This window comes from Streptomyces sp. NPDC006743, assembly GCF_040703815.1.
Taxonomy (GTDB): Bacteria; Actinomycetota; Actinomycetes; order Streptomycetales; family Streptomycetaceae; genus Streptomyces.
This window is the reverse complement of sequence record NZ_JBEYJA010000040.1, coordinates 14341-39640: the sequence shown is the minus strand read 5'-3', so window position 1 is coordinate 39640 and position 25300 is coordinate 14341. Positions and strand designations below refer to the sequence as shown.

Here is a 25300-nt window from a genome sequence, read left to right as displayed (position 1 = left end):
TCCTCGTGGCTCTCGGTACGGATGGTCATCACGCCAGCCCTTCGGCGAGCGGGCCCAGCGCGAGCGCCGGGAAGTAGGTCAGACCGGTGATGATCAGCACGGCGCCCACCAGCAGCCCGGCGAACAGGGGCTTCTCGGTGCGCAGGGTGCCCGCGCCGGCCGGCACCGGCCGCTGCCCGGCCAGCGATCCGGCCAGCGCCAGGACAAACACCATCGGCAGGAAGCGGCCGAGCAGCATGGCGATGCCGGTGGTCGTGTTGAACCAGTCCGTGTTCGCGTTCAGACCGGCGAAGGCCGAGCCGTTGTTGTTCGCGGCGGACGTGTAGGCGTAGAGGATCTCGGAGAAGCCGTGCGGGCCGGGGTTGAGCGCGGAGTGCGGCGGGGTGGGCAGTGCCGTCGACAGGGCGGTGAGGACCAGGACGAGCGCCGGGGTGACCAGGATGTAGCAGGCGGCGAGCTTGATCTGCCGGGAGCCGATCTTGCGGCCCAGGTACTCGGGGGTGCGGCCGACCATGAGCCCGGCGATGAACACTGCGATGACGGCCATGATCAGCATGCCGTACAGGCCGGATCCGGTGCCGCCGGGCGCGATCTCGCCGAGCATCATGCCGAGCAGGGTGACGCCGCCGCCGAGTCCGGTGAAGGAGGAGTGGAAGGAGTCCACCGCGCCGGTCGAGGTGAGCGTCGTGGCCACCGCGAAGATCGAGGAGGCGCCGACACCGAACCGGGTCTCCTTGCCCTCCAGGGCGCCGCCCGCCAGGTGCAGGGCGCCCTCGTGGTGGGCGAACTCGGTCCACATCATCAGGGCCGTGAAGCCGAGCCAGATCGTGGCCATGGCCGCCAGGAGGGCGTGGCCCTGGCGCACCGAGCCGACCATCAGTCCGAAGGTGCGGGTCAGCGCGAACGGGACGACCAGGATCAGGAAGATCTCGAACAGGTTGGTGAACGGCGTCGGGTTCTCGAAGGGGTGGGCGCTGTTGGCGTTGAAGTAGCCGCCGCCGTTGGTGCCCAGCTCCTTGATGGCCTCCTGGGAGGCGACCGCTCCGCCGTTCCACTGCTGCGAGCCGCCCATGAACTGGCCCACCTCGTGGATGCCGGAGAAGTTCTGGATCGCGCCGCACGCCACCAGGACGACGGCGGCGACCGCGGCGAGGGGCACGAGGATGCGGACGGTGCCGCGCACCAGGTCGGCCCAGAAGTTGCCCAGCTCACCGGTGCGGGTGGGGGTCCCCCCTGCTCGAGCGGAGCCGAGAGCTCGGGGGAGGGTGAACCCGCGCACCAGGGCGAGGGCCACCGCGATGCCCACCGCGGCGGAGACGAAGTTCTGCACGGCCAGACCCGCGGTCTGCACGACGTGCCCCATCGTCTGCTCGCCGGCGTAGGACTGCCAGTTGGTGTTGGTGACGAAGGACGCGGCCGTGTCGAACGCCTGGGCCGGGTCGACGGACCGGAAGCCGAGCGAGAGCGGCAGCACCCCCTGGATCCGCTGGAGCAGGTACAGGAAGAGGACACCGGCGGCGGAGAAGGCGAGGACACCGCGCAGATACGCCGGCCAGCGCATCCCCGCGTCCGGGTCGGCGCCGATCCCCCGGTAGATCCACCGCTCGACGCGCCAGTGCCGGTCGCAGGAGTAGACCCGGGCCATGTAGGAGCCGAGGGGAACGTAGGCGAGTGCCAGTGCGGCCACCAGGGCGAGCAGTTGCAGCACACCGGCAAGTACGGGACTCATGGCGGGGCTCAGAACCTCTCCGGGAAGAGCAGGGCGAGGACGAGGTAGCCCAGCAGGGCGACGGCCACGACCAGACCGACGACGTTCTCGGCGGTCACAGCTTCGTCACCCCCTTGGCGACGAGGGCCACCAGCGCGAAGAGGGCGAGGGTGGTGACGACGAAGGCCAGATCGGCCATCGCGGGCTCCTGGAATGGGTGCGGATGCTTCGGACGACTAGAGGAAAACCCCTCTTCGGCCCGGTCCGGCCCCCCGTTGACGCCTCTCTTACGGCGCTCACCTCGCCCTTGACGCAGCTCTGACGCCGTCGCCGCCACGGCGTTTCCCCCTCGGGCCCGCGGGTACGCGGCGTGCGTGACCGGCTCCGAGGCGGGTCCTTCCCGGACCGCCACCGTCACCGTCAGGCCGTACGGCAACCCTCTGCCGCTCGGGTTCTTCGCCTTCGGCGTCGGCATGGTGCTGCTCGCCGGGATCTCGCTGGGTCTGGTCAGTGGTGACCAGGTGCGTCCGGCGGGCCTCCTGCTCGCGGTCTTCGTCTTCCCGCTGGAGTTCCTCGCCGCGGTGATCGCCTTCCTGAGCCGGGACACCGCCGCGGCGGCGGCACTCGGGCTGTTCGCCACCTCATGGGCGGCGCTGGGTGTGCTGCACGTCGCCGCGCCGCAGCAGGACAGGAGCGTCGCGGCCGGCATGTTCCTGAGCGCGTTCGCCCTGATGCTCGTCCCGCTGGCAGTGGCCGGCTTCCTGGGCAAGACACTGCTCGGCGTGGTCCTCAGCGTGTCGGCGCTGCGCGCCTCGCTCGCGGCGTCCTACCAGCTCGGCGCCGTGCGGCTCGTCGAACTCGCCGATGCCGCGGCGGCCTTGCTGCTGGCGGTACTCGCCCTGTACGCGGGCACCGCCTTCCTGCTGGAGGATCTGCACCGCCGTACGGTCCTGCCGGTCCGGCGCCGCGGCGAGGCACGGCGTGTCATGGAGGACGACGGGGACGGCGGCGGGCGGGCCGGTCCGCCGCGGGAACCCGGCGTCCGCGGCCAGTTGTGAGCACGGGCGGGCGGGGACGGTCGGGCGGGGACCTCGACGGCACGGTCGGCTGTGGGCGACGGCTCCCGGCAAGGCCCCGGGGCGTCGTCGACTGCCGGCGACGGCCCGGGGCGCGGTCAGGCTCCGGGTGGCCCGCCCGGCGCGGTCAGGGCTCGGCGACGGCCCGCGGCGCCGTCAGCTCTGGGTGGCGGCCACCGCCAGGAGCACGGCGGCCGCGACCACCGTGAGCCCGGCGATCGAGAACGCGAGGCAGCGGGCGCGCAGCCGCCGGTAGCGTGCCTCGTACTCGCCGCGCAGCGCCCGGCAGCGGTCCGCGACGCGTTGCAGGTCCGCCCGCGCCCGGGCGAGACAGTCACGGACGTAGTGCTCCTCGATCTCCTCCCGCTGCGCGGTGGTCAGCCACTGCAACGGCTCGGTGAAGGCCCGGGCCCGCTCCTCGGCCTCGGCGACGCGGGCCTGCCACAGCAGGTAGCCCTCGACCTGGTTGACCAGGTGGGCGGGGCTGAGCGGCTCCCCGCCCGTGCGCCCGGCCGCGTCCGTCATGCCGGCAGACCCAGGTTCTCCTGCCGGTCCGCCAGCGACACCTCCGGATGGTTCAGGTCGAACGCCGGGGACTCGCTGCGGATCATGGGCAGGGTGACGAAATTGTGCCGTGGCGGCGGGCAGGAGGTCGCCCACTCCAGCGAGCGGCCGTAGCCCCACGGGTCCTCGGTGCCCACCGGCTTGCCGTACTTGGCCGTCTTCCAGATGTTGTAGAGGAAGGGCAGCATCGACAGGCCCAGCAGGAAGGAGCCGATGGTGGAGACCATGTTCAGCCCGGTGAAGCCGTCGGCCGCCAGGTAGTCGGCGTAGCGGCGGGGCATGCCCTCCGCGCCCAGCCAGTGCTGCACCAGGAACGTGGTGTGGAAGCCGACGAACAGCATCCAGAAGGTCATCTTGCCCAGCCGCTCGTCGAGCATCTTGCCGGTCCACTTCGGCCACCAGAAGTGGAAGCCGGCGAACATCGCGAAGACGACCGTGCCGAAGACGACGTAGTGGAAGTGGGCCACCACGAAGTAGCTGTCGGTGACGTGGAAGTCCAGGGGCGGGGAGGCCAGCAGGACACCGGTCAGACCCCCGAAGAGGAAGGTCACCAGGAAGCCGGTGGCCCACAGCATGGGTGTCTCGAAGGACAGCGAGCCCTTCCACATGGTGCCGATCCAGTTGAAGAACTTCACCCCGGTGGGCACCGCGATCAGGAAGCTCATGAAGGAGAAGAAGGGCAGAAGCACGGCGCCGGTGGGGAACATGTGGTGCGCCCACACCGTCACCGAGAGACCCGCGATCGAGATCGTCGCCCCGACCAGGCCCATGTAGCCGAAGATGGGCTTGCGGGCGAAGACCGGGATGATCTCGGTGACGATGCCGAAGAACGGCAGGGCGATGATGTACACCTCGGGATGACCGAAGAACCAGAACAGGTGCTGCCACAGGATCGCCCCGCCGTTGGCCGGCTCGAACACATGGGCACCGAACTTCCGGTCCGCTTCCAGCACCAGCAGCGCGGCCGCCAGGACCGGAAAGGCGAACAGCACCAGGACGCTGGTGAGCATCACGTTCCAGGTGAAGATCGGCATGCGGAACATGGTCATGCCTGGCGCGCGCATGGTGACGATGGTGGTGATGAAGTTGACCGCGCCGAGGATCGTCCCGAAGCCCGACAGGGCCAGGCCCATGATCCAGAGGTCGCCCCCGATGTTGGGCGAGTGATGGGCGTCGTTCAGCGGCGAGTAGGCGAACCAGCCGAAGTCTGCGGCGCCGTCCGGGGTGAGGAACCCGCCCACCGCGATCAGCGAGCCGAACAGGTACAGCCAGTAGGCCAGCATGTTCAGCCGGGGGAAGGCCACGTCGGGAGCGCCGATCTGCAGCGGCATGATCCAGTTCGTGAAGCCGGAGAAGAGCGGAGTCGCGAACATCAGCAGCATGACCGTGCCGTGCATCGTGAAGGCCTGGTTGAACTGCTCGGTGGAGACGATCTGCAGGCCCGGGCGGGCCAGCTCGGCGCGCATCACCAGCGCCAGGATGCCGCCGAGCAGGAAGAACGCGAACGAGGTGATCAGGTAGAGCGATCCGATCGTCTTGTGATCGGTCGTCGTGACCCATTTCACCACCACGGCTCCGGGTCGCACGCGACGACGGGGACCGGCGGTTTCCGGTGTGATGTGCTGAACGTCTGTCATGCGGCCCGTAACACGCTTTCTCTCAAGACACGGATGCGTGAGTTCCGCGGGACTGCCCGCAGGGCTCGTTTCCCCATCCTTGCGTCCGGGAGGGGGCGAAGTGCTCTCCGCCGTCGCCGGGACGGCCCAACGCCCGGCGCGATTGCACCCGGTCGGCCTACTCCGTCGGGGCGTCGGCGGCGGCCGTTGCGTGCGGCGCTCGCCGAAGAGCGGGACACGCGCGGTGCGGATGCGGTGAACTCCGTGCCGAGGGTGCGGCACATGTGCCGGTGCCGTGCCGGAGCGCCGCCCGGTGTGCGGTGCGCCCCGTCCGAGAGGAACATCCGGTGTCCTGCGTACGTCACGTCGCCCACGCCTTCCTGGAGCGTCAGGGCCTCACCACCGTCTTCGGCAACCCCGGCTCCAACGAGCTGCCGTTCCTCGCCGGTCTGGGGGCCGGTTTCCGTTACGTCCTCGGGCTGCACGAGGGTGCGGTGGTCGGCATGGCGGACGGCTACGCGCAGGCCACCGGGCGGCCGGCGCTGGTCAGCCTGCACGCGGCCGCCGGCTCCGGCAACGCGATGGGCGCGCTGACCAACGCGGTCGCCGCGCGCACGCCGCTGGTCCTCGTGGCCGGCCAGCAGGTGCGTCCCGCCGTCGGCCCGGAGGCGAACCTGGCCAACACCGACGCCGCAGCCCTGATGAAGCCGCTGGTCGGCTGGGCGGCGGAGCCGGCGTGCGCCGGGGACGTGCCGCGTGCGCTCGCCCAGGCCGTCTTCGAGGCGCGGCTGCGGCGCCGGCCGGCGTATCTGTCCGTGCCGTACGACGACTGGGCGGCCGACGCCGACGACAACGCGCTGGAGGTGCTGGACCGGCGGGTCGAGCGGGCGGCCGTGCCGAGCGGGGAGCAGGCCCGCCGGCTGGCCCGGCAGGTCGCCTCGGCGCGCCGGCCGGCGCTGGTGCTGGGCGGCGACATCGACGCGGACGCTCTCTTCGACGACGCGGTGCGGCTGGCCGAACGTCTGGGCGGGCCGGTGTGGGCGGCGCCCTCGCTGTTCCGGCTGCCCTTCCCGAACCGGCACCCGCTCTTTTGCGGAGTGCTCCCCGCCGGAATCGCACCGGTGTGCGAGGCGTTGGAGGGGCACGACCTGGTGCTGGTGCTGGGGGCTCCGGTCTTCCGCTACCACGAGCACCTGCCCGGCCGGTACCTGCCGCGGGGCACACGGCTCGTCCAGGTGACCGAGGACGCCGCCGCTGCCGCCCGGGCCCCCGTGGGAGAGGCGCTGGTCGCCGATCCGGGCGCGGTCATCAGGCTGCTGACCGAGCGGCTCCCCTCCCCCGCCGCCCCGCACGACCCCGGCGGCGCGTACCGGTCCGTCCCCGCGCCGGCTCCCGGTGACGGGCGGCGCCTGCACCCCGAGCAGGTCTTCGCGGCATTGCGCGACGCACTGCCTGAGGACACCGCGTACGTCGTCGAGTCGACATCGACGAGCGCTTCCTGGTGGCGCCAGATGGACCTGCGGCGGCCCGGCTCCTACTACTTCCCGGCCGCCGGCGGGCTCGGTTTCGGGCTGCCCGGCGCCGTCGGGGTCGCGATGGCGCAGCCGGACCGGCCGGTCGTGGCCGTCGTCGGGGACGGCTCGGCCAACTACGGCATCACCGCCCTGTGGACGGCCGCCCGGTACCGGGTACCGCTGACCGTCGTGCTGCTGCGCAACGGGACGTACGGTGCGCTGCGCTGGTTCAGCGGACTGCTCGGGGTGCCCGACGCACCGGGCCTGGACCTGCCCGGCATGGACTTCACCCGGATCGCGGAGGGCTACGGCGTCCCGGCCCGGCACGTCGAGGGTCCCGAGGAGCTGCGGGCCGCCCTCGCCGAACGCCCGGACGGGCCACGGCTGATCCAGGTGGACACGGTGCTCACGGCCCCTTCCTGACCGGACCGTCCCGGCCGGGACCCGGCTGAAATCCCGGTCGGCACCACAGCCCGGGGCCACGGCCGCGACCCCACCCGACGGCGTCCGCTGCTTCGGTGCGGTCACTGTGCCGGCCGTGCCGCGGCGCTCACCCTGCCGTGCACGGGGGCGGGCGCCGTACGAGGGTCTCGGGGATCTCGGGGACCGCCCTGACAGGGTGTCAGGGTCGGCTCAGGGTAGGAGCAGGGACGTCACTGATGGTGACGGAGAGGTGGGCGGCGGCAGGCTTGGGACATGCCGAAGACCACTGTTCACGACCCCCGTCCCCCGCGCACCGCGCCCGGTCCCCGTCGCGCCGGGCGCCGGTCCCGGCTCGGGCCCCGCACCGGTGCGGCCCTGGCCGGCGCGGTGGCCCTGCTGGGCCTGGCGAGCGCCCTTCCCGCGAGCGCCGCGCAGAGCACAGGGCCCGCGCGGAGCCCACGGAGCACGCAGGCCCTTCAGAGCGGACAGACCATGCAGGGCGGGCAGGCCGGGCGGGCCTCCCAGGAGCTGCCGGCCGGCTTCGACGACTGCCCCGCTCTTCCGGCGGGGGTGGATCCGGCCGCCTGGCGGTGCGAAGTGCACACCGCCTCACCGCGGCTGGCGATGGGAAGCCTCGCGGTGACGCTCGCGCCGATCACGATGACCCACGCCGAGGGTTTGCTGCCCGACGGTTCGCCAGGACAGGTGTGGGGAGCGATGCACAGCGCGGCGACCCCCGTCCCGGGCGGGCTGACCGGCAGCGACGCGGCCGGACGCACGCCCCTGCTCGGCCTGGCGGTACAGCCCGAGTACGGCGGCCGGGCCGACTTCTACACGGGCCGGTTCAGCCTCCGCTTCCGTCTGACAGGACCCCTGCTGCCCCGAGACTGCGCGATCGGCGCGGCCGAGCCGGTCGACTTCGCCTTCAAGCGGCCGAGCCCTTCGGAGTGGATCTCGACGGACCCGCCCCTGATCAGGTTCTCGGCGTACGACGACACCTTCGCCGCTCCGGCCGCCGAGCGCTGCGGCCCGCTGACGAAGGCGCTCGGCCGGCGTCTCTCCCTGCCCGCGCCGAGCGGCAACCTGATGAGCTACGACGCGACCTACACGTTCAGGACCTACGACCGGCTGCCCGCTCGCTGAGACACGGCCGGCCGAGCGCTGCCGGCGAACGGGCGGCACCCCCGCCACAAGGGCGCCGGGACCGATCGGCACCCGACGACCCGCAACCCCCCGCGCCCGTACGCAGTTGCTTCCCTGTACCCCCTCTGCGACGGAGGCTTCCCTTGCGTATGACCGACATCCAGCGCTGCGAGGTCCGGCCCGGACTGCTGGTGGAGTGGACACTCGACCCGGCGGCCGTCGAGGCCGCGTCCGCTCTGCCCGACGATCACCGACCGCCGGCGTACATCCAGGAGTCGCACATCAGGACGGCCCGGGCCGTCCGCGAGGGCGGGCTGTTCGTACCGACCTGGCTGGGCACCGCGTTCGACGTCCCGGGCAGAGTCGATCTGGACGCCCTCGGGGAGGCCCTGCGCGGCTGGATGCTCCGGCACGAGACGCTGCGCAGCGGCTTCCGCTGGGCCGGTGACGACATGCGCCGGTTCACGCTGGACGCCAGCGACGTGGCGCTGCGGCGTGAGACCGTCGGGTACTTCCCCGAGCCGGAGGCGCTGGCGCGGCACCTGCAGGACCGTTTCGACGTGACGGCGGACGCGTTGCGCTGGCCGAACTTCCTCTTCTGCGCGGTCGTCAGGGACGACGGCGCGAGTGTCTACATGGCGTTCGACCACAGCAACGTGGACTCCTACTCCGTGCAGCGGATCCCGGCCGAGATCCATGAGCTGTACTCCGCCGGGAGGGACGGCGAGCGTCCCGAGCCCGGGCCGGTCAGCAGCTATGTCGACTTCTGCCGGGCCGAGCGGGCGAGCGCCGACGAACTCGACGGCGCCGACGCCGTAGTGGAACGCTGGCGGGAGTTCATCGGCCGGTGCGACGGCCGGCTGCCGGACTTCCCGCTCGATCTCGGCCTGGAGCCCGGCGGTCCGCTGCCCCGGCAGAAGCTCATGCACGAGATGCTCGTGAGCGCCGAGGACGCGGCCGGTTTCGAGGCGTACTGCCGCCCCTTCGGCGGGAGCCTGGTCGGCGTCCTGGCCGCCACGAGTCTCATCGTGCACGAGATCGGCGGTCAGCCGGTCTACCGGACCGTCGTCCCCTTCCACACCCGCAGGAAGTCTCAGTGGCTGGACTCCGTGGGGTGGTACGTCGGCGGCGCGCCGATCGAGGTCGACACCGCCGGGTCGGCGGACTTCCCGGCACTGCTGCGGACGGTGAGCGCGCAACTGCGCGCCAGCAGGTCCCTGGCCCGTATGCCGCTGGCCCGGGTACTGCGCCTGCTGGGGTCCGACTTCCGGCCCACCTCCCCGGACCTGTATTCGATCGTCTCGTTCGTCGACGCCCGGCACATCCCGGGCTCCGAGCGCTGGTCCGAGCTGAAGGCCTACGGCCTGATCCGGGTGTCCTACGGCGACCAGGTGTGCGCGTGGGTCAACCGGCTGCACGAGGGGCTGCAGTTCGCGAGCCGCTATCCGGACACGGACATCGCGTACAAGAACATGCGGTTGTACGTGGAGCAGTTGCGGGAGGTGATCGTCTCGGTGGCCCGCTCGCGGGCCGCGTGAGGGTGCTCAGGCCGGCGGAGGTCCGCCGGGCAGCGCCAGTTCCGCCCAGATCACCTTGCCCTCGGGGGTGTACCGGGTGCCCCAGCGCTCGGTCGTCCGGGCCACGAGGAACAGGCCCCGGCCGCCCTCCTCGGTGGTCGCCGCGTAGCGCAGGTGCGGGGAGGCGCTGGTGCCGTCGGAGACCTCGCAGACGAGGGTGCGGTCGTGGATCAGGCGGACGTGGATGGGCGCGGAGCCGTAGCGGATGGCGTTGGTGACGAGTTCGCTGAGGACGAGTTCCAGGCTGAAGTCCAGGTCGGACAGGCCCCACTCGTCGAGTTTGGCGCAGGCCGCGAGGCGGGTTCCCGCGACGGCGGCCGGATCGGGCGGTACGTCCCAGTCGGCGATCCGGCCGGCGGGCAGCGCGCGGGTACGGGCGACGAGCAGGGCGACGTCGTCCCTGGGCCGGGCGGGCAGGAGCGCGTCCAGTACGGCCTGGCAGTTCTGTTCGGGCGTCCGCTCGGGGTGGCCGGCCAGGGCCTTGCGCAGCAGTTCCATCCCCTCGTCCAGGTCACGGTGGCGGTCCTCGATCAGTCCGTCGGTGTACAGGACGATCTGGGTGCCCTCCTCCAGGTCCAGTTCGGCCGTGCGGAACGGCATGCCGCCCAGCCCGAGCGGCGGCCCGGAGGGCAGGTCGGGGAAGTCGACGCTGCCGTCCGGGCGGACCAGCGCGGGCGCCAGATGTCCGGCGCGTGCCATGGCGCAGCGCCGGCTGACGGGGTCGTAGATCGCGTACAGGCAGGTGGCGCCGACGATGTCCGCGGCGCTCTGCGGGCATGCCTCGTCCTGGTCGATGCGGCCGACCAGGTCGTCGAGGTGGCTCAGCAGTTCGTCGGGAGGCAGGTCGAGCGTGGAGAAGTTGTGCACGGCGGTGCGCAGGCGGCCCATGGTCGCGGCGGCGTGCAGCCCGTGGCCGACCACGTCTCCGACGACGAGCGCGACCCGGCCGCCCGGCAGGGGGATCACGTCGAACCAGTCGCCGCTGACGCCCGACTGGGCGGGGAGGTAGCGGTGTCCGGCCTCGACGGCGCCGTGGTCGGGCAGGGCCCGCGGCAGCAGACTGCGCTGGAGGGTGACCGCCAGGGCGTGCTCGCGGGCGTAGCGGCGGGCGTTGTCGATGCTGACGGCGGCGCGGGCCACGAGTTCCTCGGCCAGGAGCACCTCCTCCTCCTCGAAGGGGCCGTGCTCCTTGGACCGCCAGAAGTTGGCCACGCCCAGCACGGCGCCGCGGGCCCGGATCGGCGCGGTGACGAGCGAGTTGATGCCGTAGTCCACGATGCGTCCGGCGCGTTCGGGGTCCTGGGCCTGCCAGCCGGCCGCCGACGACAGGTCGGGCACCAGTTCGGGCCGGCCGCTGCTGTGGCCGCGGGCCTGCGGTGTGGAGGGCAGGAAGTCGATCAGCCGGCCCTGCTCGTAGAGCGGAGCGTCGTCCCGTACGCCGCGCACGGCGACGCGGCGCATGCCGGTGGCCGCGCGGTCCGGCTCCTCCCCCCGCAGCACCGCGTCGTCGAGGTCGACGGTGACGAAGTCGGCGAAGCGGCCGGCGGTGATCTCGGCGAGTTCGTCGGCGGTGCGCCGGACGTCGAGGGTGGTGCCGATGCCCAGGCCGGCGTCGTAGAGGAGCCGGAGCCGTTCCCGTGCGGTCTCGGCCCGGCCGGCCAGTGCCTGCAGTTCGGTGGAGTCGCGCAGGGTGACGACGGTGCCCGCGGGTCCTCCGTCACGGTCGGTGGGCCGCTGGTTGACGGCGAGCAGCAGTCCTCCGGCCAGGTGGACCTCGTCGGTGGCCTCCCGGCCGGAGGCGAGCAGCGCCGCGGTCTCGGGCTGCAGTCCGGGCAGACGGCTCACCTTCGTGCCCTCCGCGTCCGGCGGGAGACCCAGGAGCCGCCGCGCCTCGTCGTTGGCCAGCAGCAGCCGCCCGTCCTCGCCGACGATGAGCACCCCTTCGCGCACGGAGTGCAGGACCGCGTCGTGGTGGTCGTACATGCGGGTCATCTCGTCGGGGCCGAGGCTGTGGGTCTGGCGGCGCAGCCGCCTGCCCACCAGCGCCGTCACGGCGGTGGCCACGCCCAGCGCCACGGCCCCGGCGGTCAGGATGATCGGGATCTGCCGGTACACCTGCCCGGTGACGTGCTTGACCTTCAGTCCGGCCGAGACCAGGGCGACCACGTGGCCGCGGGTGTCCTCGACGGGGACGACGGCCTGCACCTCCTGCCCGAGCGGCCCGTGCACGCTCTCGGTGCGGACCTTCCCCTTCAGGGACGGTCCGATGGTGCCGACAAAGCGCTTGCCGATCCGGTCGGGCAGGGGATGGGTGTAGCGGATGCCGTGCGTGTCCATGACGACGATGAAGTCGACGCCCGCCGCGGTGCGCCCGGCCTCCGTCAGGGGCTGGAGCACGGCCGAGGGAGCGGGGGCACGCAGCGCCGCCAGGACGCCCGGGGAGTGGGCGAAGGTCTGGGCGACGGCCGTGGAGCGGCGCTGGGCCTCGGCGCTGGTGTCCCGCTGGGACTGCAGGACGAGGGCGAAGACGGCGCAGATCACCAGCAGCACCACGAGGGCCGCCTGCAGCACGAACACCTGTCCGGCGACGCTTCGCGGACTCTTTCCCACCAGCGACCGCCCCGATATCCGTCGAAGACGGGCAAAACGGTCTGCCATCCGGCCTTTGTAGCATCGACCCTCCCAAGTCGTCACGACCTGGGCACATGATCCTTCGCCGGGTCCACCTGGTGAGACAGGCCCGTCGCCCCGCTCACGGCCCGCGCCCGGCGGCCGGGGGAAGGCTCACGCGGCGGGTTTCAGGACGCGGTGAGGTCGCGCAGCAGCGCGTCCAGCCGGTCGAGGACCCACGCCCAGGTCTCCTGGGAGTCGGGGGCGCTGTGCCGGAAGCCGCCGGCCAGCTCCAGGCTGACGTAGCCGTGGAAGACGCTGCCCAGCAGCCGGACGGCATGGGTCTCGTCCGGTTCCGTCAGGCCGTACCCGCGCAGGAGCGCCCGCGTCATCTGGGCGTGGCGCACTCCCGCGCTCCCGGCCGCGGTCTGCGCGTCCAGCGGCAGCCGTGCGGCGGCATAACGGCCGGGGTGCTCGCGGGCGTAGGCGCGGTAGACGTCGGCGTAGGCGGCCAGCGCCTCCTTGCCGGCCCGTCCGGCCAGGGCGTCGGCCGCCCGGTCGGCCAGTTCCTCCAGGGCGAGCAGGGCGATCCTCGTCTTCAGGTCCTGCGAGTTCTTCAGGTGCGAGTACAGGCTCGCCACCTTGACGTCGAACCGCCGGGCGAGCGCCGAGACGGTCACCTGGTCGAAGCCGACCTCGTCGGCCAGCTCCGCCCCGGCCCGGACCAGGCGGTCGGTGGTGAGTCCAGCGCGCGGCACAGTGATCCCTTCTGTTTCCTGAAGGGATTGTGCACTTGCCTAAACATCTTAGGCAAGTGCGGCGGGCGGCGGGGTCGGCGCAGGCCGCGGTGCTCGAGCGAGGCGCCGTGCGGGTCGCGGACCGCGACCCGCCAGTGCGGCGACCGGACGCTCAGCCCTGCGCCATCACCTATGTTGACATACCTATAATCTCATATCTAAAGTCGCCTCCATGCCCGGACCCCGTACGCCCGCAGACAGCGCCGCCGCCGAACTCGCGGTCGCCGTGTCGGCGGTGCACCGGGCCCTGGACCACCGCATCCGCGCGGACTTCCCGCACGACAAACTCCCCGACGGCCAGCTCGCGCTCCTGCGGCTCACCGCCGAGCAGGAAGGCGTCACCGTGCGGGAAGCGGCCCGCATCCTGCTGATGAAGCCGAACAACGTCAGCGCACTCGTCTCCCAGCTCACCGGCCTGGGACTGCTGGAGCGCCGCTCCGACCCGGCCGACAAGCGCGTCGCCCACCTGTACTGCACGGATCTCGCGCGGGAACGGCTCGCCGAGGCGGCCGCGCTCGCCGAGCGTCACCTCTCCGACGCCATGCGGCACCTCGGCGAGGGTGAGATGGCCGCGCTGGGCTCCGCCGTGGGCGCGCTGCGCTCGCTCGCCGCCCGTCTGCGGCCCGCCTGCGACCAGGACTGAGCCGCGCCCTGCGGGGCGCCCCCTGCTTCCGGGCCTCCAGGTCTCCCGGTTCCTTCTCCGCGCTTGTCCCGCCCCCGTCAGCCGGGCGCGCCGCGACACGCCTGCCGCGGCGCGCCCGCGCCCCCCTGTCCTCGTACGACACACGAAACAAGGCAGTCCTCATCATGTCCTCGCCCAGTGCGACCCTGTCGGCAGCTCCGCCCCAGCGGGCGGCAGGCCGCCGCGCCAACCCCTGGCTGACCCTCATCGCCGTCGCGTTCGGCCTGTTCATGGTCGGTCTCGACGGGTCGGTGGTCTCCATCGCCAACCCCGAGATCGGCCGCGACCTCCACGCCACCACCGCCGACCTGCAATGGGTGACCAACGCCTACCTGCTCGCGCTCGCCGCCGCGCTCATCCTCGGCGGCAAACTCGGCGACCGCTTCGGCCGCCGCACCGTCTACCAGGCCGGTGTCGCCGGTTTCACCCTGGCCTCCGTCGCCATCGGACTGTCCGGCGCGATCGTCCCGGTCATCGCCTTCCGCGCGCTCCAGGGCCTCTTCGGCGCCCTGCTCATGCCCAACACGCTCGGCCTGCTCCGCGCCGTGTTCCCGCCGCGCAAGTTCGGCATGGCGGTCGGCATCTGGGCCATGGTCTCGTCCGTCTCCACCGCGCTCGGCCCGATCGTCGGAGGCCTGCTCGTCGAGCACGTCAGCTGGGAATCGGTGTTCTACATCAACGCCCCGATCGGCGTGGCCGCACTGGTCGTGAGCGCGCTGGTCCTGCCCCAGAGCCGCAACGACGCCGCGCGCGGCGAGAAGTTCGACATCCCCGGTGTGCTGCTGCTCGCCGCCGGTGCGCTGCTCGTCGTCCTCGGTGTCGTCAAGGGCGAGACGTGGGGCTGGTCCTCGGCCGCCACCCTCGGCACGGTCGGCGCCGGGATCGTCGTACTGCTGCTGTTCGGGCGGCACGAGATGCGCGTGGCCGCACCGCTGCTGCCCATGCGGCTGTTCCGCAACCGGGCCCTGACCATCGGCACCGTGATCACCGGGCTCAACTTCTTCGTCCTGCTGGGCTCCATCTTCTTCGTGATGCTCTACCTGCAGAACGTCCGCGGCTTCTCCCCGGTCGAGGCGGGCGTGCGGACCCTGCCGCTGAGTCTCGCCTCGGTCGTCGCCTCGCCGCTCGGCGCCGCCCTGACCGAGCGTTTCTCCGCCCGGCTGACGATGCCGCTGGGCATGCTGCTGCAGGCGGCCGCCTCCTTCCTGATGCTCACCTGGAGCGCCGGTTCCGGGTACGGGGCGCTGTGGCCGCCGTTCATCGCGCTGGGCCTGGGCGTCGGCATGGTGATGTCGGCCTCCTCGGACACCATCGTGGGCAACGCTCCGGTCGCGGACGCCGGGGTCGCGGGCGGGCTGCAGGCCACCTCGCTCCAGGTCGGCGGCGCGCTCGGGACGTCCGTCCTGGTGTCCTTGATCAGCGGCCGCGTGGGCGCCACGCTCGGTTCCGCCCTCACCGCGGCCGGCGTGCCGCAGGACACCGCACGCCGGCTCGAGGGTGCGAAGGACGCCGTCTCCATGGGGGTCGCCCCCGTGTCCGGCGCGATGCCCGGCCCGCTGAAGGAGGCGGTCGTGGCCGGCAGCGGCCAGGCCTTCGTCGGCGGACTGCACACCGCGGCACTGACCACGGGCGTGCTCTGCGCGGCAGGTGCCCTCACCGCCGTCCTCGGCCTGCGCGACCGAGGCAACCGCACGGGCAGCAGCACCACCGGCCCCCACGGCAACGGCGAGCACACCCGCGACCGCGACCCCGGCACCGATCACGGCCACGGCCACGACCGCAGCCGCTCCCCAAGGAGCTGACACCCCGTCGCGCGCACCGCAGCCGAAGGGCCCTGTCCGCCGGGAGAACTTCCCCGGCGGACAGGGCCCTTGTGACACGGACCGCTAGTTGTCCGTGCCGACCGGAGAGCCGACGGCCGGTGGAGCGGTCATCAGCTTCCCGAACAAGGCCATGCACGTGGAACAGTGACCGGCCCGCTGCGCGCTCGCCCCGTCGACACGCCGGCCGAGCCGCTGGCCGCAGAGCGTGGTCACCGTGTTCTTGGCCATGACATGCCACACCAGTGCGCCGCCCGCTTTCTCGGCTCCTGCACACATCTCATACATGATCGGCTCCCTTGATGGACGCCTCTCTCACTCCAGGAGACACCCGATCAGCCCTGAGCACGCTGCCACGGACGGCCATTCGGGTGACGGCGCGAGGGCCGGGACCCGGCGGCCGGGCGGCCGGAACGCGGTGCCATCATGGGCGCCATGCGAAAAAGCGGTGCGATACGGACGGCCGCCGCGACGGTGGCCTGCGCGACCCTGGCGATCTGTCTGACGGGCTGCGGCAGTTCGGCCCACCCGCGCGCGAGAGGCGGCGCGAACGGGCCGGGCGGCACACCGCGCGCCACGGCGCCGACCCGTGTCCCCGGCATCGGCGACGGGATGTGGCGGCGCGTCCCGGCCGGCACCCGCCAGGTGGTCGCCGTCTACGGCGCGGGCCCCGACTCCCCCGACTCGACGGTGAAGCTCTTCACCAAGACCGGCTCCCGTTGGAAGCAACTGCGTTCCTGGGCGGCGCACAACGGCAGGAACGGGTGGACGACCGACCACCACGAGGGCGACCAGCGCACCCCCGTGGGCGTGTTCACCTTGAGTGACGCGGGCGGTGTGCTGGCCGACCCCGGGAGCCGGCTGCCGTACACCCGCTCCGCCTCGTTCCAGGCGCCGCACTACTGGAACAAGAACTCCTGGCACGACTTCGACTACGTCATCGCCATCGACTACAACCGCGTCCGGGGCACCGCGCCCAACGACCCCACCCGGCCCGAGGGACAGCGCAAGGGCGGCAGCATCTGGCTGCACATGGACCACGGCGGCGGCACGTCCGCGTGCGTGAGCCAGTCCGAGGACGCGATGCGCTACCTGCTGCGCACGCTCGACCCGCGCCTGCACCCCGTGGTGGTCATGGGCGACTCCCGCCACCTCGCCGCATGACCGGGCGGCCCGAGCGCCGCACGTCCTCCCGCCGGTGCCCGCCGCGGCCCCCCTGGCCCTCCCGGCGGTCCCCCCGCGGCCGGCACACGCCCTTCCGCCGGCGCCCGCCGGCGCGGGCGTCCACGAACCGGACGGACCGGCGACAAGGTGCCGGATGCATCTAACGTCCGGGGTGCCGATGAGACGGGGGCCGAACACGTCGAGGGGAGCCCTGGGATGGCCGAGGAGACAACGGGACGACGACCCGTGAAGGACGACGGGACGGCGGGCCCGGGCGCCGTCGTGGCGCTCCGGGACGTGGGTGTGCGCCGGTACACGACCGACCAGGTGATCCTCGACGGCATCGACTGGACCGTCCGGCCGGGGGAGCACTGGGCACTGCTCGGCGCGAACGGCGCGGGCAAGACGACGCTGCTGCGGCTGCTCGGCGCGCTGATGCACCCCACCACCGGCAGTGTCGAGGTGCTGGGCGCCCGGCTCGGCCGCGTCGACGTCCGTGAACTGCGGGCGCTCATCGGGCACGTCACCTCCGCGCAGCGCGTTCCCCAGGACCTCGACGCCCACACGGTCGTGCTGACCGGTCACACCGGCACGGTGCAGCCGCTGTGGCGGTCCTACGACGAGGAGGTGCGCGAGCGGGCGCACGAGCTCCTCGCCGAACTGGAGATCAAGGATTTGGCGGACCGGCCGTACGGTGTCTGCTCGGGCGGGCAGCGGGCCCGTGTCCTCATCGCCAGGGCACTGATGGCCGACCCCGCCCTGCTCCTGCTGGACGAGCCGTTCAACGCCCTCGACCTGCCCTCCCGCGAGGACCTCGTGGAGGCCATGCAGCGGCTGGCCGAGGGCCGTCCGCGGCTGGCCACCGTGACGGTCACCCACCACCTGGAGGAGCTGTCCCCCGCCGTCGGCCACGCCCTGCTGCTGCGCGAGGGCAGGATTCTGGCCGGCGGGCCCGTGGCGGACGTGCTGACCGGACCTTGGCTGACGTCCTGCTTCGGCCGGCCGATCGCGGTGAACCGGCACGAGGGCCGCTGGTGGGCCTACTCCGGACGACAGGCCTGACCTGGGCGTGTGACCCCGTGTGACGGTCCGGGTCGTGACGGTCAGTGGCTCAGCGTGGCCGGATGCCGCTTTCCACTACCGGGAGTAACGTGATCAACTTTTGCGCGGGTGCTCCCTACAGCCGAGTCGAGCGCTCTTCTCCGTCCGACCCCCCGTGCGAGGATCCTCATGCCGTCCCAGGGCGATGCTCTGCAGCAAGCGCATTCTGAACACCAACAGCACCTGCAGACGTGCCGCCAGTGCCGCGCGGACGGTGCGCCGTGCCCCGTCGCCAAGCACTTGCTGCGCCTGTACAACAACGCCCGGAGAGCGGCCGCCCGGGCCAACTGACCTGACACAAGCGGCGGCAGGCACCGAGGTCCCGGTGCCTGCCGCCGCTTCTTCGTGCGCCCCCGGACCCGGCCGGGGAGTCTTTTTCGGCCAAGTCACCCTGAACCGCGACGCGTTCCGCTCGCGTCCGCTTTCGGCCGACCGGGTGACCCTCCCCGGATGCCGGGCGCTGCCGCACGGAAATTGACCGCCAGGATCACCGGACGCGCCGCCCCAGTTCTCCCACATATCGCTATAAAACGTGTGTTATTCATTCATGCACTCACCTACGCGGCGCACCTTGCTCAGTGCCTCGATCATGGCTGCCGGCTCAGGTCTCCTGGGAGCCTGCTCCGGGTCAGGCTCCCCGTCGGAGGCGGGTCCGCACCCGGGAACCGCCCGGGGCTCGGGCTCCGCGCCGGGATCCGGCACCGCGGGCGGCCGCTCCCGTCCCTTCGTGCCGAAGGGGCCCAAGGGGTACGTGAACCCGTCCGACCCCGAGGTGCTGGCCGCCGAGCGCGAGCGCGGCAGCGGGCCCGTGCGCACCTTCCGGTTCACGGCGGCGCAGACCACGTTCGACCTGGGCGGACGCTCCGTCAGGACGTGGGCGTACGGCGGTGCGGTGCCCGGTGAGGTGATCCGCGTGACCAAGGGCGACATCCTGGACCTCACCCTGGTCAACCGGCTCCCGGTCGCGACGACGCTGCACTCGCACGGGGTGCGCCTGCGCTGCGACATGGACGGTGTGCCGGGGCTCACGCAGGAGGGGATCAAGCCGGGCGAGGAGTTCCGCTACCGCTTCGCCGTGTCCTACCCGGGCACCTATCTCCTCCATTCCCACGAGGGCATGCAGCTCGACCGGGGTCTGTACGCGCCGTTGATCGTGGACGACCCCAAGGAGCCCTTGTCCTACGACAAGGAGTGGGTCGTCGTCCTGGACGACTGGGTGGACGGGGTGGACGGCTCCACCCCGGACGGCGTGCTGTCGCAGCTGCACGGCGGCAAGCGTCCGCCGATGAGCATGGACATGGGCGGCGACTCCCAGCAGGAAGGTTCCGCCGGCCATCACGCCTCCGCCGGCCACAGCGCGCCGTACGGGAAGTCGGCCGGTGGCCCCTCCCGCGTCCTGCGCCACTCCCACAGCCGCCTCCTGGACGGCATGGGCGGCAACGTCGACTTTCCGTACTACCTGATCAACGGGCATCTGCCGCACTCCGCCCAGGTGTTCAGGGCCAAGCCGGGGGACCGCGTCCGGCTGCGGCTCATCAACGCCGGCGCCGACACCGCGTTCCGGGTGGCCCTGGGCGGCCACCGGATGACGGTGACACACACCGACGGCTACCCCGTCGAGCCCCGCGACACGGACGCGCTGCTCATCGGCATGGCCGAGCGCTACGACGTGGTCGTCACCGTCAAGGACGGGACGTTCCCGCTGGTCGCCCTGGCCGAGGGCAAGGGAAGCAAGGCCAGGGCGCTGGCCGTGCTGCGCACCGACCAGGGCAAGGGGCTGCCCTCGCCCTCGGTGCACCCGGACGAGCTGGACGGCCGCCTCCTGCCCGCCCGGGCCCTGCGGCCGCACGAGTCGGTGGCCTTCCGCGACGGGGAACCGGACCGGCACATCCGTATCCGGCTGACCGGCAGCATGAAGAACTACGACTGGGCCTTCGACCACCAGCCGTACTCCACCGAGCACCGCCATCCGGTCCGCAAGGACGAGCGGGTCCGGCTCACGCTGGTCAACGCCACCGACATGTGGCACCCGCTGCACCTGCACGGCCACACCTTCGCGCTGACCGGCCTCGGCGACATCGGCACGCGCAAGGACACCGCGATCGTGCTGCCGCACCGCAAGCTCGTCGCCGACTTCTACGCCGACAACCCCGGCCTGTGGATGCTGCACTGCCACAACCAGTACCACTCCGAGTCCGGCATGATGACCATCCTCGGCTACCGGAAGTGACGAGCACCGCGGTCACGCCGGCGGAGCAGGCGCTGCGCGCTCCGCGGGCGGCGGGGCTGGCCGGGGTCCTGTTCGCGCTGCTGCTCGCGGCGGCGGTCGTACTGATGCGGCTGGGCCTCCCGGAGGGCGCCGGCTCGGTCACCGCGCCGGCCCTGACCGACTCCACCCGGCGTGACGCGGTCCGGGCGGCGCTCGGTCTCGTGCCGCTGGCCGGGATCTTCTTCCTGTGGTTCGTCGGCGTGGTGCGCACCCATGTCGGAGCGGCCGAGGACAAGTTCCTGGCGACCGTCTTCCTGGGCAGCGGGCTGGTCTTCGTCGCCATGATGTTCGCAGCGGCCGCCGCGGCCACCGCCGCGCTCGCCACCGTCCGTGCGCCCGGCACCGCGCCCTCCCCCGCCGCCTGGGAGTTCGGCCGCCGTCTGGCGTACGAGCTGCTGACCGGGTACGCGATGCGGATGGCGGCCGTCTTCACCTGCTCCCTGTCGGTGATGGGACACCGGCTGCGGGTGCTGCCGCGGTGGCTGACCGTGCTGGGACTGCTGGCCGCGCTGACGCTGCTGTTCGCCTCCTCCCGGGTGCCCTGGGCCGAGCTGGCCTTCCCGGCCTGGGCGCTGGTGCTCAGCCTCCACATCCTGGGGGCGGCCGGCCGCCGCACCGGGCCCGCCGCACCGGCGGCCTGAGAGCCGGGCGGCAGCCGCCGGCGCTTTCCCCGCGCACCGGGACGGCCGGCGATTGTGCCCCGCGCGCCCGGCCCCGCGCGGGTGGTGGCCCGTCACTCCTACGGCGGGCTCCGGCGCGCGGCGGGGGCGTCGCGCTGCGGATCCTGTCGTGGGGGAGATGACCGCCGTCCGAGGGCGCCCGCCGAGCGGGTGGTGCCCGAGGACCTGGCCGCCGGAAGGGCGGGTCGCCAATGAGGCTTGTCGTCGATCTCAACAAGTGCCAGGGCTACGCCCAGTGCGCCTTCCTCGCGCCGGACGTGTTCACGATGCACGGCGAGGAGTCTCTGGTGTACAGCCCGTGGGCCGACGACGAGCAGCGGGAGAAGCTGGCCCGTGCCGTCGCGGCCTGCCCGGTGCAGGCGATCACCACGGACGGCACGGACGGGGGCGGCGCGCGCTCCGCCACCGCCGGGCAGGAGGCGTCCGATGCCCGCTGAGCAGTTCCACGAGTGGCTGCGCCGGGAGGGCCGGATCGTCGTCGTGGGTGCCTCACTGGCCGGTCTGCGGGCCGCCGAGACCCTGCGCGCGGAGGGCTTCGCCGGGTCGCTGACCATGATCGGCGACGAGCCGTACGAGCCGTACGACCGGCCTCCGCTGTCCAAGGCGGTCCTGCTCGGCAAGGCGGCGCCGGACCGCACGGACCTCCCCCGGCGCGTCGACGTCGACGCGACGTGGCGGCTGGGCGTGGCCGCGAGCGGACTCGACCTCGCGGGCCGGCGGGTCCGGCTCGCCGACGGCGACGAGGTGCCCTACGACCGGCTGCTCATCGCGACCGGGGTCCGGGCCCGGCCCTGGCCGAAGGAGGAGGAGGCCCAGCTCGACGGGGTCTTCGTGCTGCGCACGCGGGACGACGCCGTGCGGCTGCACCGGCGGCTGAAGGCCGGGCCGCGCCGGGTCTTCGTGATCGGTGCCGGGTTCACCGGGTCGGAGATCGCCTCCGCCTGCCGCGACCAGGGCATCCCCGTCACCGTGGCCGAGCGGGCCGACGCTCCGCTGGTGGGCGCGCTCGGCGGCGTGGTCGGGACGGTCGCCGCGGAACTGCACCACGACAACGGGGTCGACCTGCGCACCGGCGTCATGGTCACCGGTCTGGAGGGCAGCCCGGTCGGGCGGGTGCGGGCCGCCCACCTGTCCGACGGCAGCGTCGTGGAGACGGACGTCGTGGTGGTGTGTCTGGGCGCGACGCGCAACACCGACTGGCTGACCGGCTCCGGGCTCGGGGCCGGCCCGCGCGGCATCGCCTGCGACGCGGGGTGCCGGGCGTTCGACTTCCGGGGCATCGTCACCGACGACGTGTACGTGGCCGGGGACGTGGCCCGCTCCCCGCACCCGCTGTTCGGCTACCAGTTCCTGTCCCTGGAGCACTGGGGCAACGCCGTCGCGCAGGCCGAGGTCGCGGCGCACAACATGATCAGCGCCAGTTCCGACCGGCGACCGCACATGTGGGTGCCCGCCTTCTGGTCGTCGCAGTTCGGTGTGAACATCAAGTCCGTCGGCGTGCCGTCCATGGGCGAGCAGATCATGATCACCCAGGGTTCGCTCGCCGAGCGCCGCTTCGTCGGGGTCTACGGCTACCAGGGCCGGGTGATCGCGGCCGTGAGCTTCGACAACACGCGGTGGCTGGAGTTCTACCAGCGGCAGATCGAGATGGGCGCGCCGTTCCCGGTGGAGTACCCGACGCTGGACCGGCGGCCCGAGGGCCGCAGGCCGGTGCCGGCCGACTTCCCCGACCCGTCCCTGCCGACGCACGGCCCGACGGTGACCCTCAGCGGGTACTCACCGGCCGACCGGCGCATGGTCTTCACCCCGGCCCGCCACTGACCACCGCGCCGCCGGCCGGCGCCCCGCCCTGCCCCATTCCGAGGACACCCCGAGGACCTCCCATGACGCAACCGTCGCTCATGCGCCGGATCACCGACTTCTCCAGCCGCGCCAACCCCTACCCGCTCTACGCGGAGCTGCGCAGGACGCCCGTGCTGCACGAGGAGGAGGGCGGCCCGTACGTCGTCAGCTCCTACTACGACATCCTGGGCCTGCTGCACGATCCCCGGATCAGTTCCGACGCCGGCAACCTCACGGCGCCGGGTGCCGACGAGCTGTCGGAGCCGGAGGCGACGGGCCTGCCGCCGAGCTTCATCCGGCTCGACCCGCCCGAGCACGACCGGCTGCGGCGCATCGCCAACAGTTCGTTCGGACCGCCGCACCGGCCGCACCGGATCGACTCCATGCGCGAGGAACTGGGAGCTGTCGTCACCGAACTCCTCGACGGGCTCGGCGACGCCCGGCAGGTCGACCTCGTCGACCAGTTCGCGTACCCCTTCCCGGTGACGGTGATCTGCAGGCTCCTCGGCGTGCCCCGCGAGGACGAGCCGCGCTTTCGCGCATGGGTCGACCCGATCGTCGCCGGCCTGGACCCGGACTCGCGCGACGACCCCGGGGCGCCGGTCCAGCGCGCCGCGCAGGAGGCCCGGCTCCAGCTCGGCATGTACCTGGCGGGGCTGGCGGAGCAGCGCGCCAAGGAGCCCCGCGACGACATGCTGTCCGATCTGACGGCCGGCCACGGCCCGGACGGGGCCATGTCGACGATGGAGGTGCTCAGCACGGCGGTGCTGCTGCTCATCGCGGGCCACGAGACGACGGTCAACCTCATCACCAACGGCATGCTCACCCTGCTGCGCCACCCGGAGCACCTGCGGCGGCTGCGCGAGGACCCGGGGCTCAGCGTCAACATCGTCGAGGAGCTGCTGCGTTACGAGCCCCCGGTGCAGCTGGTGCCCTCGCGGACCTGCATCACGGACATCGAGCTGCGCGGGGTGACGATCCCCAAGGGCTCGCGGATCTGGCTCGTGCTGGGCGCGGGCAACCGGGACCCGGAGCGCTTCGAGGACCCCGACCGCTTCGACCCGGACCGCGGGGACATCCAGCACCTCGGGTTCGGCAGCGGTGTCCACGTGTGCTTCGGCGCGCCGCTGGCCCGGCTGGAGACGCAGATCGCGCTCATCGAGCTGGCGCGGCGCCTGGACAATCCCCGGCTCGTCGAGGACCCGCCGCCCTACCGGCAGAACGCGGTGCTGCGCGGCCCGCGGCACCTGAACGTCGCGATCGACGGCGTGCTGGCCTGACGAGCCCGAGAATCTTCTGGACAACAGAGAAAAATCAGACAAAATGAATGAGTATCCCCATCGCGACTTCGAGGAGCCGCCCCCGCATGGCGTACGGAGCCCACCACAGCCCCACCCCGCCGCCGCGCCCCGACCTGGACCTGGCTCGTGACTGCGAGCACTGTCTGGGCTGGGGGACCGTCGTCACCCAGGACGGTCAGCACGAACTGTGCGACACCTGCCAGTTCGCCCCGGACGACGGCGGTCCCTCGCTCGGCCTGAGCGCACGGCACCGGCCCCCCGGCTGACGGCACGACTCCGTCCGGCGGCGCACCGCTCCGGCGGTCCGCGCCGGCCGGTCCGGGGCCGGCCCCGTTCCCGCCCGGCACCGGCGGCGGTTGTCCGCCCGGCACCGACAGCGCTGCTCCGTCCGAGTGGTGCGACCTCTCACCCCGTCGTAGCGTCGTTGATGAGTTTCTGACGTCATCGGTTGGGAGCGGACATGGGCGAACACACTGTGAGGACCGCGGTCACGCTCGGTGCGGCCGTCCTGCTCACCGCGGGTCTGGGAACGGCCTCCGCGGCGCAGGCGGCACCGGCAGGGGCGGGAGCCTCGCACACCACGCACCGGCAGCCCGTGTTCGTCGACTGCTTCTGGAAGCCGCAGACGCGCCCCGACGCGTTCATCCTGGCCTGCGGCGACGGCAACAGCCGCCTGTCCTCGCTGCACTGGACGAAGTGGAACGGCCGCTCGGCGGTGGCCGAGGGCGTCAACCTCGTCAACGACTGCAAGCCGTACTGCGCGGCCGGGACCTTCCACTCGTACCCGGTCGTCGTGCGCCTGGACCGTGCGGAGCCGTGGAAGAAGCACCCGCGGTTCGAGCACTTCACCCGGCTCAGCCTCGCCTTCCCCGGGCACCGGCCGGACGGGTACGGGCGCGTGGTCACCTACTCCCTGTGGAACTGAGCCCGTGATGCGCCCGATCACCAAGGGCCTGCTGGCCGGCGCCGCGGGAACACTCGCGCTGGACGTGGTCACGTACGGCGACATGCTGCTACGCGGGCGGCCGTCCAGCAGCATCCCGGCCGAGGTCGCCGGCCGGCTCGCCGGCCGCGCCCGGATCCCGCTCGGTGGCGGCGAGGAGAAGGAGAACCGCACCCAGGCGGCCGGGGCGCTGATGGGCTACGCCACCGGGGTGGGCGCGGGAGTGGCCTACGGCCTGCTCGGCCACCGGCGCCCGGCGCTGTCCGGCTGGGCGGCCGGGCCGCTGCTGGGTGCCGCCGTCATGGCGGGAGCCAACGGGCCCGCGACCGTCCTGCGGCTGACCGACCCCGCTTCCTGGGACCTGGCGTCCTGGGTGTCCGACGTCGTGCCGCACCTGGTGTACGGCCTGACCACCACGGCGGCGTACCGGGCCATGCGCTGACCGGTGGGCGCCGGCACCGGGTGGCCGC

24 protein-coding genes are annotated in these 25300 nt (G+C 72.6%); 16 read left to right on the top strand and 8 right to left on the bottom strand.

Annotation, left to right across the window (positions count from 1 at the left end; all coding sequences use genetic code 11):
- Nucleotides 1-28: 28 nt before the first annotated feature.
- Genes kdpA through ABZ719_RS27175 form a run of 3 tightly spaced genes read right to left on the bottom strand, consistent with a single transcriptional unit; the run spans nucleotide 29 to nucleotide 2045 of the window.
- Nucleotides 29-1729, bottom strand: coding sequence for a potassium-transporting ATPase subunit KdpA (gene kdpA / locus ABZ719_RS27185; protein ID WP_366727790.1), 1701 nt, complete (start codon nucleotides 1727-1729; stop codon nucleotides 29-31).
- 8 nt (nucleotides 1730-1737) lie between these two features.
- Entirely contained in the window at nucleotides 1738-1827 is a 90-nt protein-coding gene (gene kdpF, locus ABZ719_RS27180) for a K(+)-transporting ATPase subunit F (protein ID WP_037817630.1), read from the bottom strand.
- Nucleotides 1824-2045, bottom strand: a complete 222-nt coding sequence (locus ABZ719_RS27175; RefSeq protein ID WP_366727789.1) for a hypothetical protein — start codon at nucleotides 2043-2045, stop codon at nucleotides 1824-1826. Before ABZ719_RS27175 ends, kdpF begins: the two co-directional genes overlap by 4 nt.
- A 37-nt stretch (nucleotides 2046-2082) precedes the next feature.
- Between ABZ719_RS27175 and ABZ719_RS27170 the strand changes: the two genes are divergently transcribed.
- A complete protein-coding gene (locus tag ABZ719_RS27170; RefSeq protein ID WP_366727788.1) occupies nucleotides 2083-2766 on the top strand; it encodes a hypothetical protein in 684 nt (227 codons plus the stop codon).
- A gap of 174 nt (nucleotides 2767-2940) precedes the next feature.
- On the opposite strand, the gene ABZ719_RS27165 is transcribed toward ABZ719_RS27170, so the two are convergent.
- Complete coding sequence (locus ABZ719_RS27165) at nucleotides 2941-3309, bottom strand: hypothetical protein (RefSeq protein WP_051812366.1); 369 nt, start codon at nucleotides 3307-3309, stop codon at nucleotides 2941-2943.
- Complete coding sequence (gene ctaD, locus ABZ719_RS27160) at nucleotides 3306-4985, bottom strand: cytochrome c oxidase subunit I (protein WP_366727787.1); 1680 nt, start codon at nucleotides 4983-4985, stop codon at nucleotides 3306-3308. Before ctaD ends, ABZ719_RS27165 begins: the two co-directional genes overlap by 4 nt.
- Nucleotides 4986-5311: 326 nt before the next feature.
- Between ctaD and mdlC the strand changes: the two genes are divergently transcribed.
- From mdlC to ABZ719_RS27145, 3 genes are all read left to right on the top strand, one after another.
- On the top strand, nucleotides 5312-6901 hold the full coding sequence (gene mdlC / locus ABZ719_RS27155) for a benzoylformate decarboxylase (RefSeq protein ID WP_366727786.1): 1590 nt from the start codon (nucleotides 5312-5314) through the stop codon (nucleotides 6899-6901).
- Nucleotides 6902-7174: 273 nt separating this feature from the next.
- The gene (locus tag ABZ719_RS27150; RefSeq protein WP_366727785.1) at nucleotides 7175-8044 is read left to right on the top strand and encodes a hypothetical protein; all 870 of its coding nucleotides are present in this window, start codon (nucleotides 7175-7177) and stop codon (nucleotides 8042-8044) included.
- A gap of 149 nt (nucleotides 8045-8193) precedes the next feature.
- Complete coding sequence (locus tag ABZ719_RS27145; protein WP_366727784.1) at nucleotides 8194-9582, top strand: condensation domain-containing protein; 1389 nt, start codon at nucleotides 8194-8196, stop codon at nucleotides 9580-9582.
- A gap of 6 nt (nucleotides 9583-9588) precedes the next feature.
- Here the strand turns inward: ABZ719_RS27145 and ABZ719_RS27140 are convergent, their stop codons facing one another.
- Entirely contained in the window at nucleotides 9589-12279 is a 2691-nt protein-coding gene (locus ABZ719_RS27140) for a SpoIIE family protein phosphatase (protein WP_366727783.1), read from the bottom strand.
- Nucleotides 12280-12419: 140 nt separating this feature from the next.
- Nucleotides 12420-12989 carry a WHG domain-containing protein gene (locus ABZ719_RS27135; protein WP_366727782.1) on the bottom strand — a complete coding sequence of 190 codons (570 nt, stop codon included), beginning with the start codon at nucleotides 12987-12989 and terminating at the stop codon, nucleotides 12420-12422.
- A gap of 211 nt (nucleotides 12990-13200) precedes the next feature.
- Here ABZ719_RS27135 and ABZ719_RS27130 point away from each other — a divergent pair, with 211 nt between their 5' ends.
- Both ABZ719_RS27130 and ABZ719_RS27125 read left to right on the top strand, forming a co-directional pair.
- Nucleotides 13201-13671 (top strand): MarR family transcriptional regulator, encoded by a 471-nt coding sequence (locus ABZ719_RS27130; protein WP_366727781.1) that lies wholly within the window; start codon nucleotides 13201-13203, stop codon nucleotides 13669-13671.
- A gap of 164 nt (nucleotides 13672-13835) precedes the next feature.
- The gene (locus ABZ719_RS27125) at nucleotides 13836-15512 is read left to right on the top strand and encodes an MFS transporter (RefSeq protein ID WP_366727780.1); all 1677 of its coding nucleotides are present in this window, start codon (nucleotides 13836-13838) and stop codon (nucleotides 15510-15512) included.
- 84 nt (nucleotides 15513-15596) lie between these two features.
- Here ABZ719_RS27125 and ABZ719_RS27120 read toward each other — a convergent pair whose 3' ends face one another.
- On the bottom strand, nucleotides 15597-15818 hold the full coding sequence (locus ABZ719_RS27120) for a hypothetical protein (RefSeq protein ID WP_366727779.1): 222 nt from the start codon (nucleotides 15816-15818) through the stop codon (nucleotides 15597-15599).
- A gap of 147 nt (nucleotides 15819-15965) precedes the next feature.
- Here ABZ719_RS27120 and ABZ719_RS27115 point away from each other — a divergent pair, with 147 nt between their 5' ends.
- From ABZ719_RS27115 to ABZ719_RS27070, 10 genes are all read left to right on the top strand, one after another.
- Nucleotides 15966-16694: a L,D-transpeptidase family protein gene (locus ABZ719_RS27115; protein WP_366727778.1), complete on the top strand. Its 729-nt coding sequence runs from the start codon at nucleotides 15966-15968 to the stop codon at nucleotides 16692-16694.
- Between the two features lie 216 nt (nucleotides 16695-16910).
- Nucleotides 16911-17756, top strand: a complete 846-nt coding sequence (locus tag ABZ719_RS27110; protein WP_366727777.1) for an ATP-binding cassette domain-containing protein — start codon at nucleotides 16911-16913, stop codon at nucleotides 17754-17756.
- 586 nt (nucleotides 17757-18342) lie between these two features.
- Nucleotides 18343-20025 (top strand): multicopper oxidase family protein, encoded by a 1683-nt coding sequence (locus ABZ719_RS27105; protein WP_366727776.1) that lies wholly within the window; start codon nucleotides 18343-18345, stop codon nucleotides 20023-20025.
- Nucleotides 20022-20705: a hypothetical protein gene (locus ABZ719_RS27100; RefSeq protein ID WP_366727775.1), complete on the top strand. Its 684-nt coding sequence runs from the start codon at nucleotides 20022-20024 to the stop codon at nucleotides 20703-20705. The genes ABZ719_RS27105 and ABZ719_RS27100 overlap by 4 nt, the downstream gene beginning before the upstream one ends.
- A gap of 230 nt (nucleotides 20706-20935) precedes the next feature.
- Nucleotides 20936-21181 carry a ferredoxin gene (locus tag ABZ719_RS27095; protein WP_366727774.1) on the top strand — a complete coding sequence of 82 codons (246 nt, stop codon included), beginning with the start codon at nucleotides 20936-20938 and terminating at the stop codon, nucleotides 21179-21181.
- On the top strand, nucleotides 21171-22565 hold the full coding sequence (locus ABZ719_RS27090; protein WP_366727773.1) for an FAD-dependent oxidoreductase: 1395 nt from the start codon (nucleotides 21171-21173) through the stop codon (nucleotides 22563-22565). Before ABZ719_RS27095 ends, ABZ719_RS27090 begins: the two co-directional genes overlap by 11 nt.
- A 62-nt stretch (nucleotides 22566-22627) precedes the next feature.
- Nucleotides 22628-23866: a cytochrome P450 gene (locus tag ABZ719_RS27085; RefSeq protein ID WP_366727772.1), complete on the top strand. Its 1239-nt coding sequence runs from the start codon at nucleotides 22628-22630 to the stop codon at nucleotides 23864-23866.
- An 86-nt stretch (nucleotides 23867-23952) separates the two neighbouring features.
- A complete protein-coding gene (locus ABZ719_RS27080; RefSeq protein ID WP_366727771.1) occupies nucleotides 23953-24153 on the top strand; it encodes a hypothetical protein in 201 nt (66 codons plus the stop codon).
- A 194-nt stretch (nucleotides 24154-24347) separates the two neighbouring features.
- Nucleotides 24348-24812 (top strand): hypothetical protein, encoded by a 465-nt coding sequence (locus ABZ719_RS27075; RefSeq protein ID WP_366727770.1) that lies wholly within the window; start codon nucleotides 24348-24350, stop codon nucleotides 24810-24812.
- Between the two features lie 7 nt (nucleotides 24813-24819).
- Nucleotides 24820-25272 (top strand): hypothetical protein, encoded by a 453-nt coding sequence (locus ABZ719_RS27070; protein WP_366727769.1) that lies wholly within the window; start codon nucleotides 24820-24822, stop codon nucleotides 25270-25272.
- The last annotated feature ends 28 nt before the right edge of the window (nucleotides 25273-25300 follow it).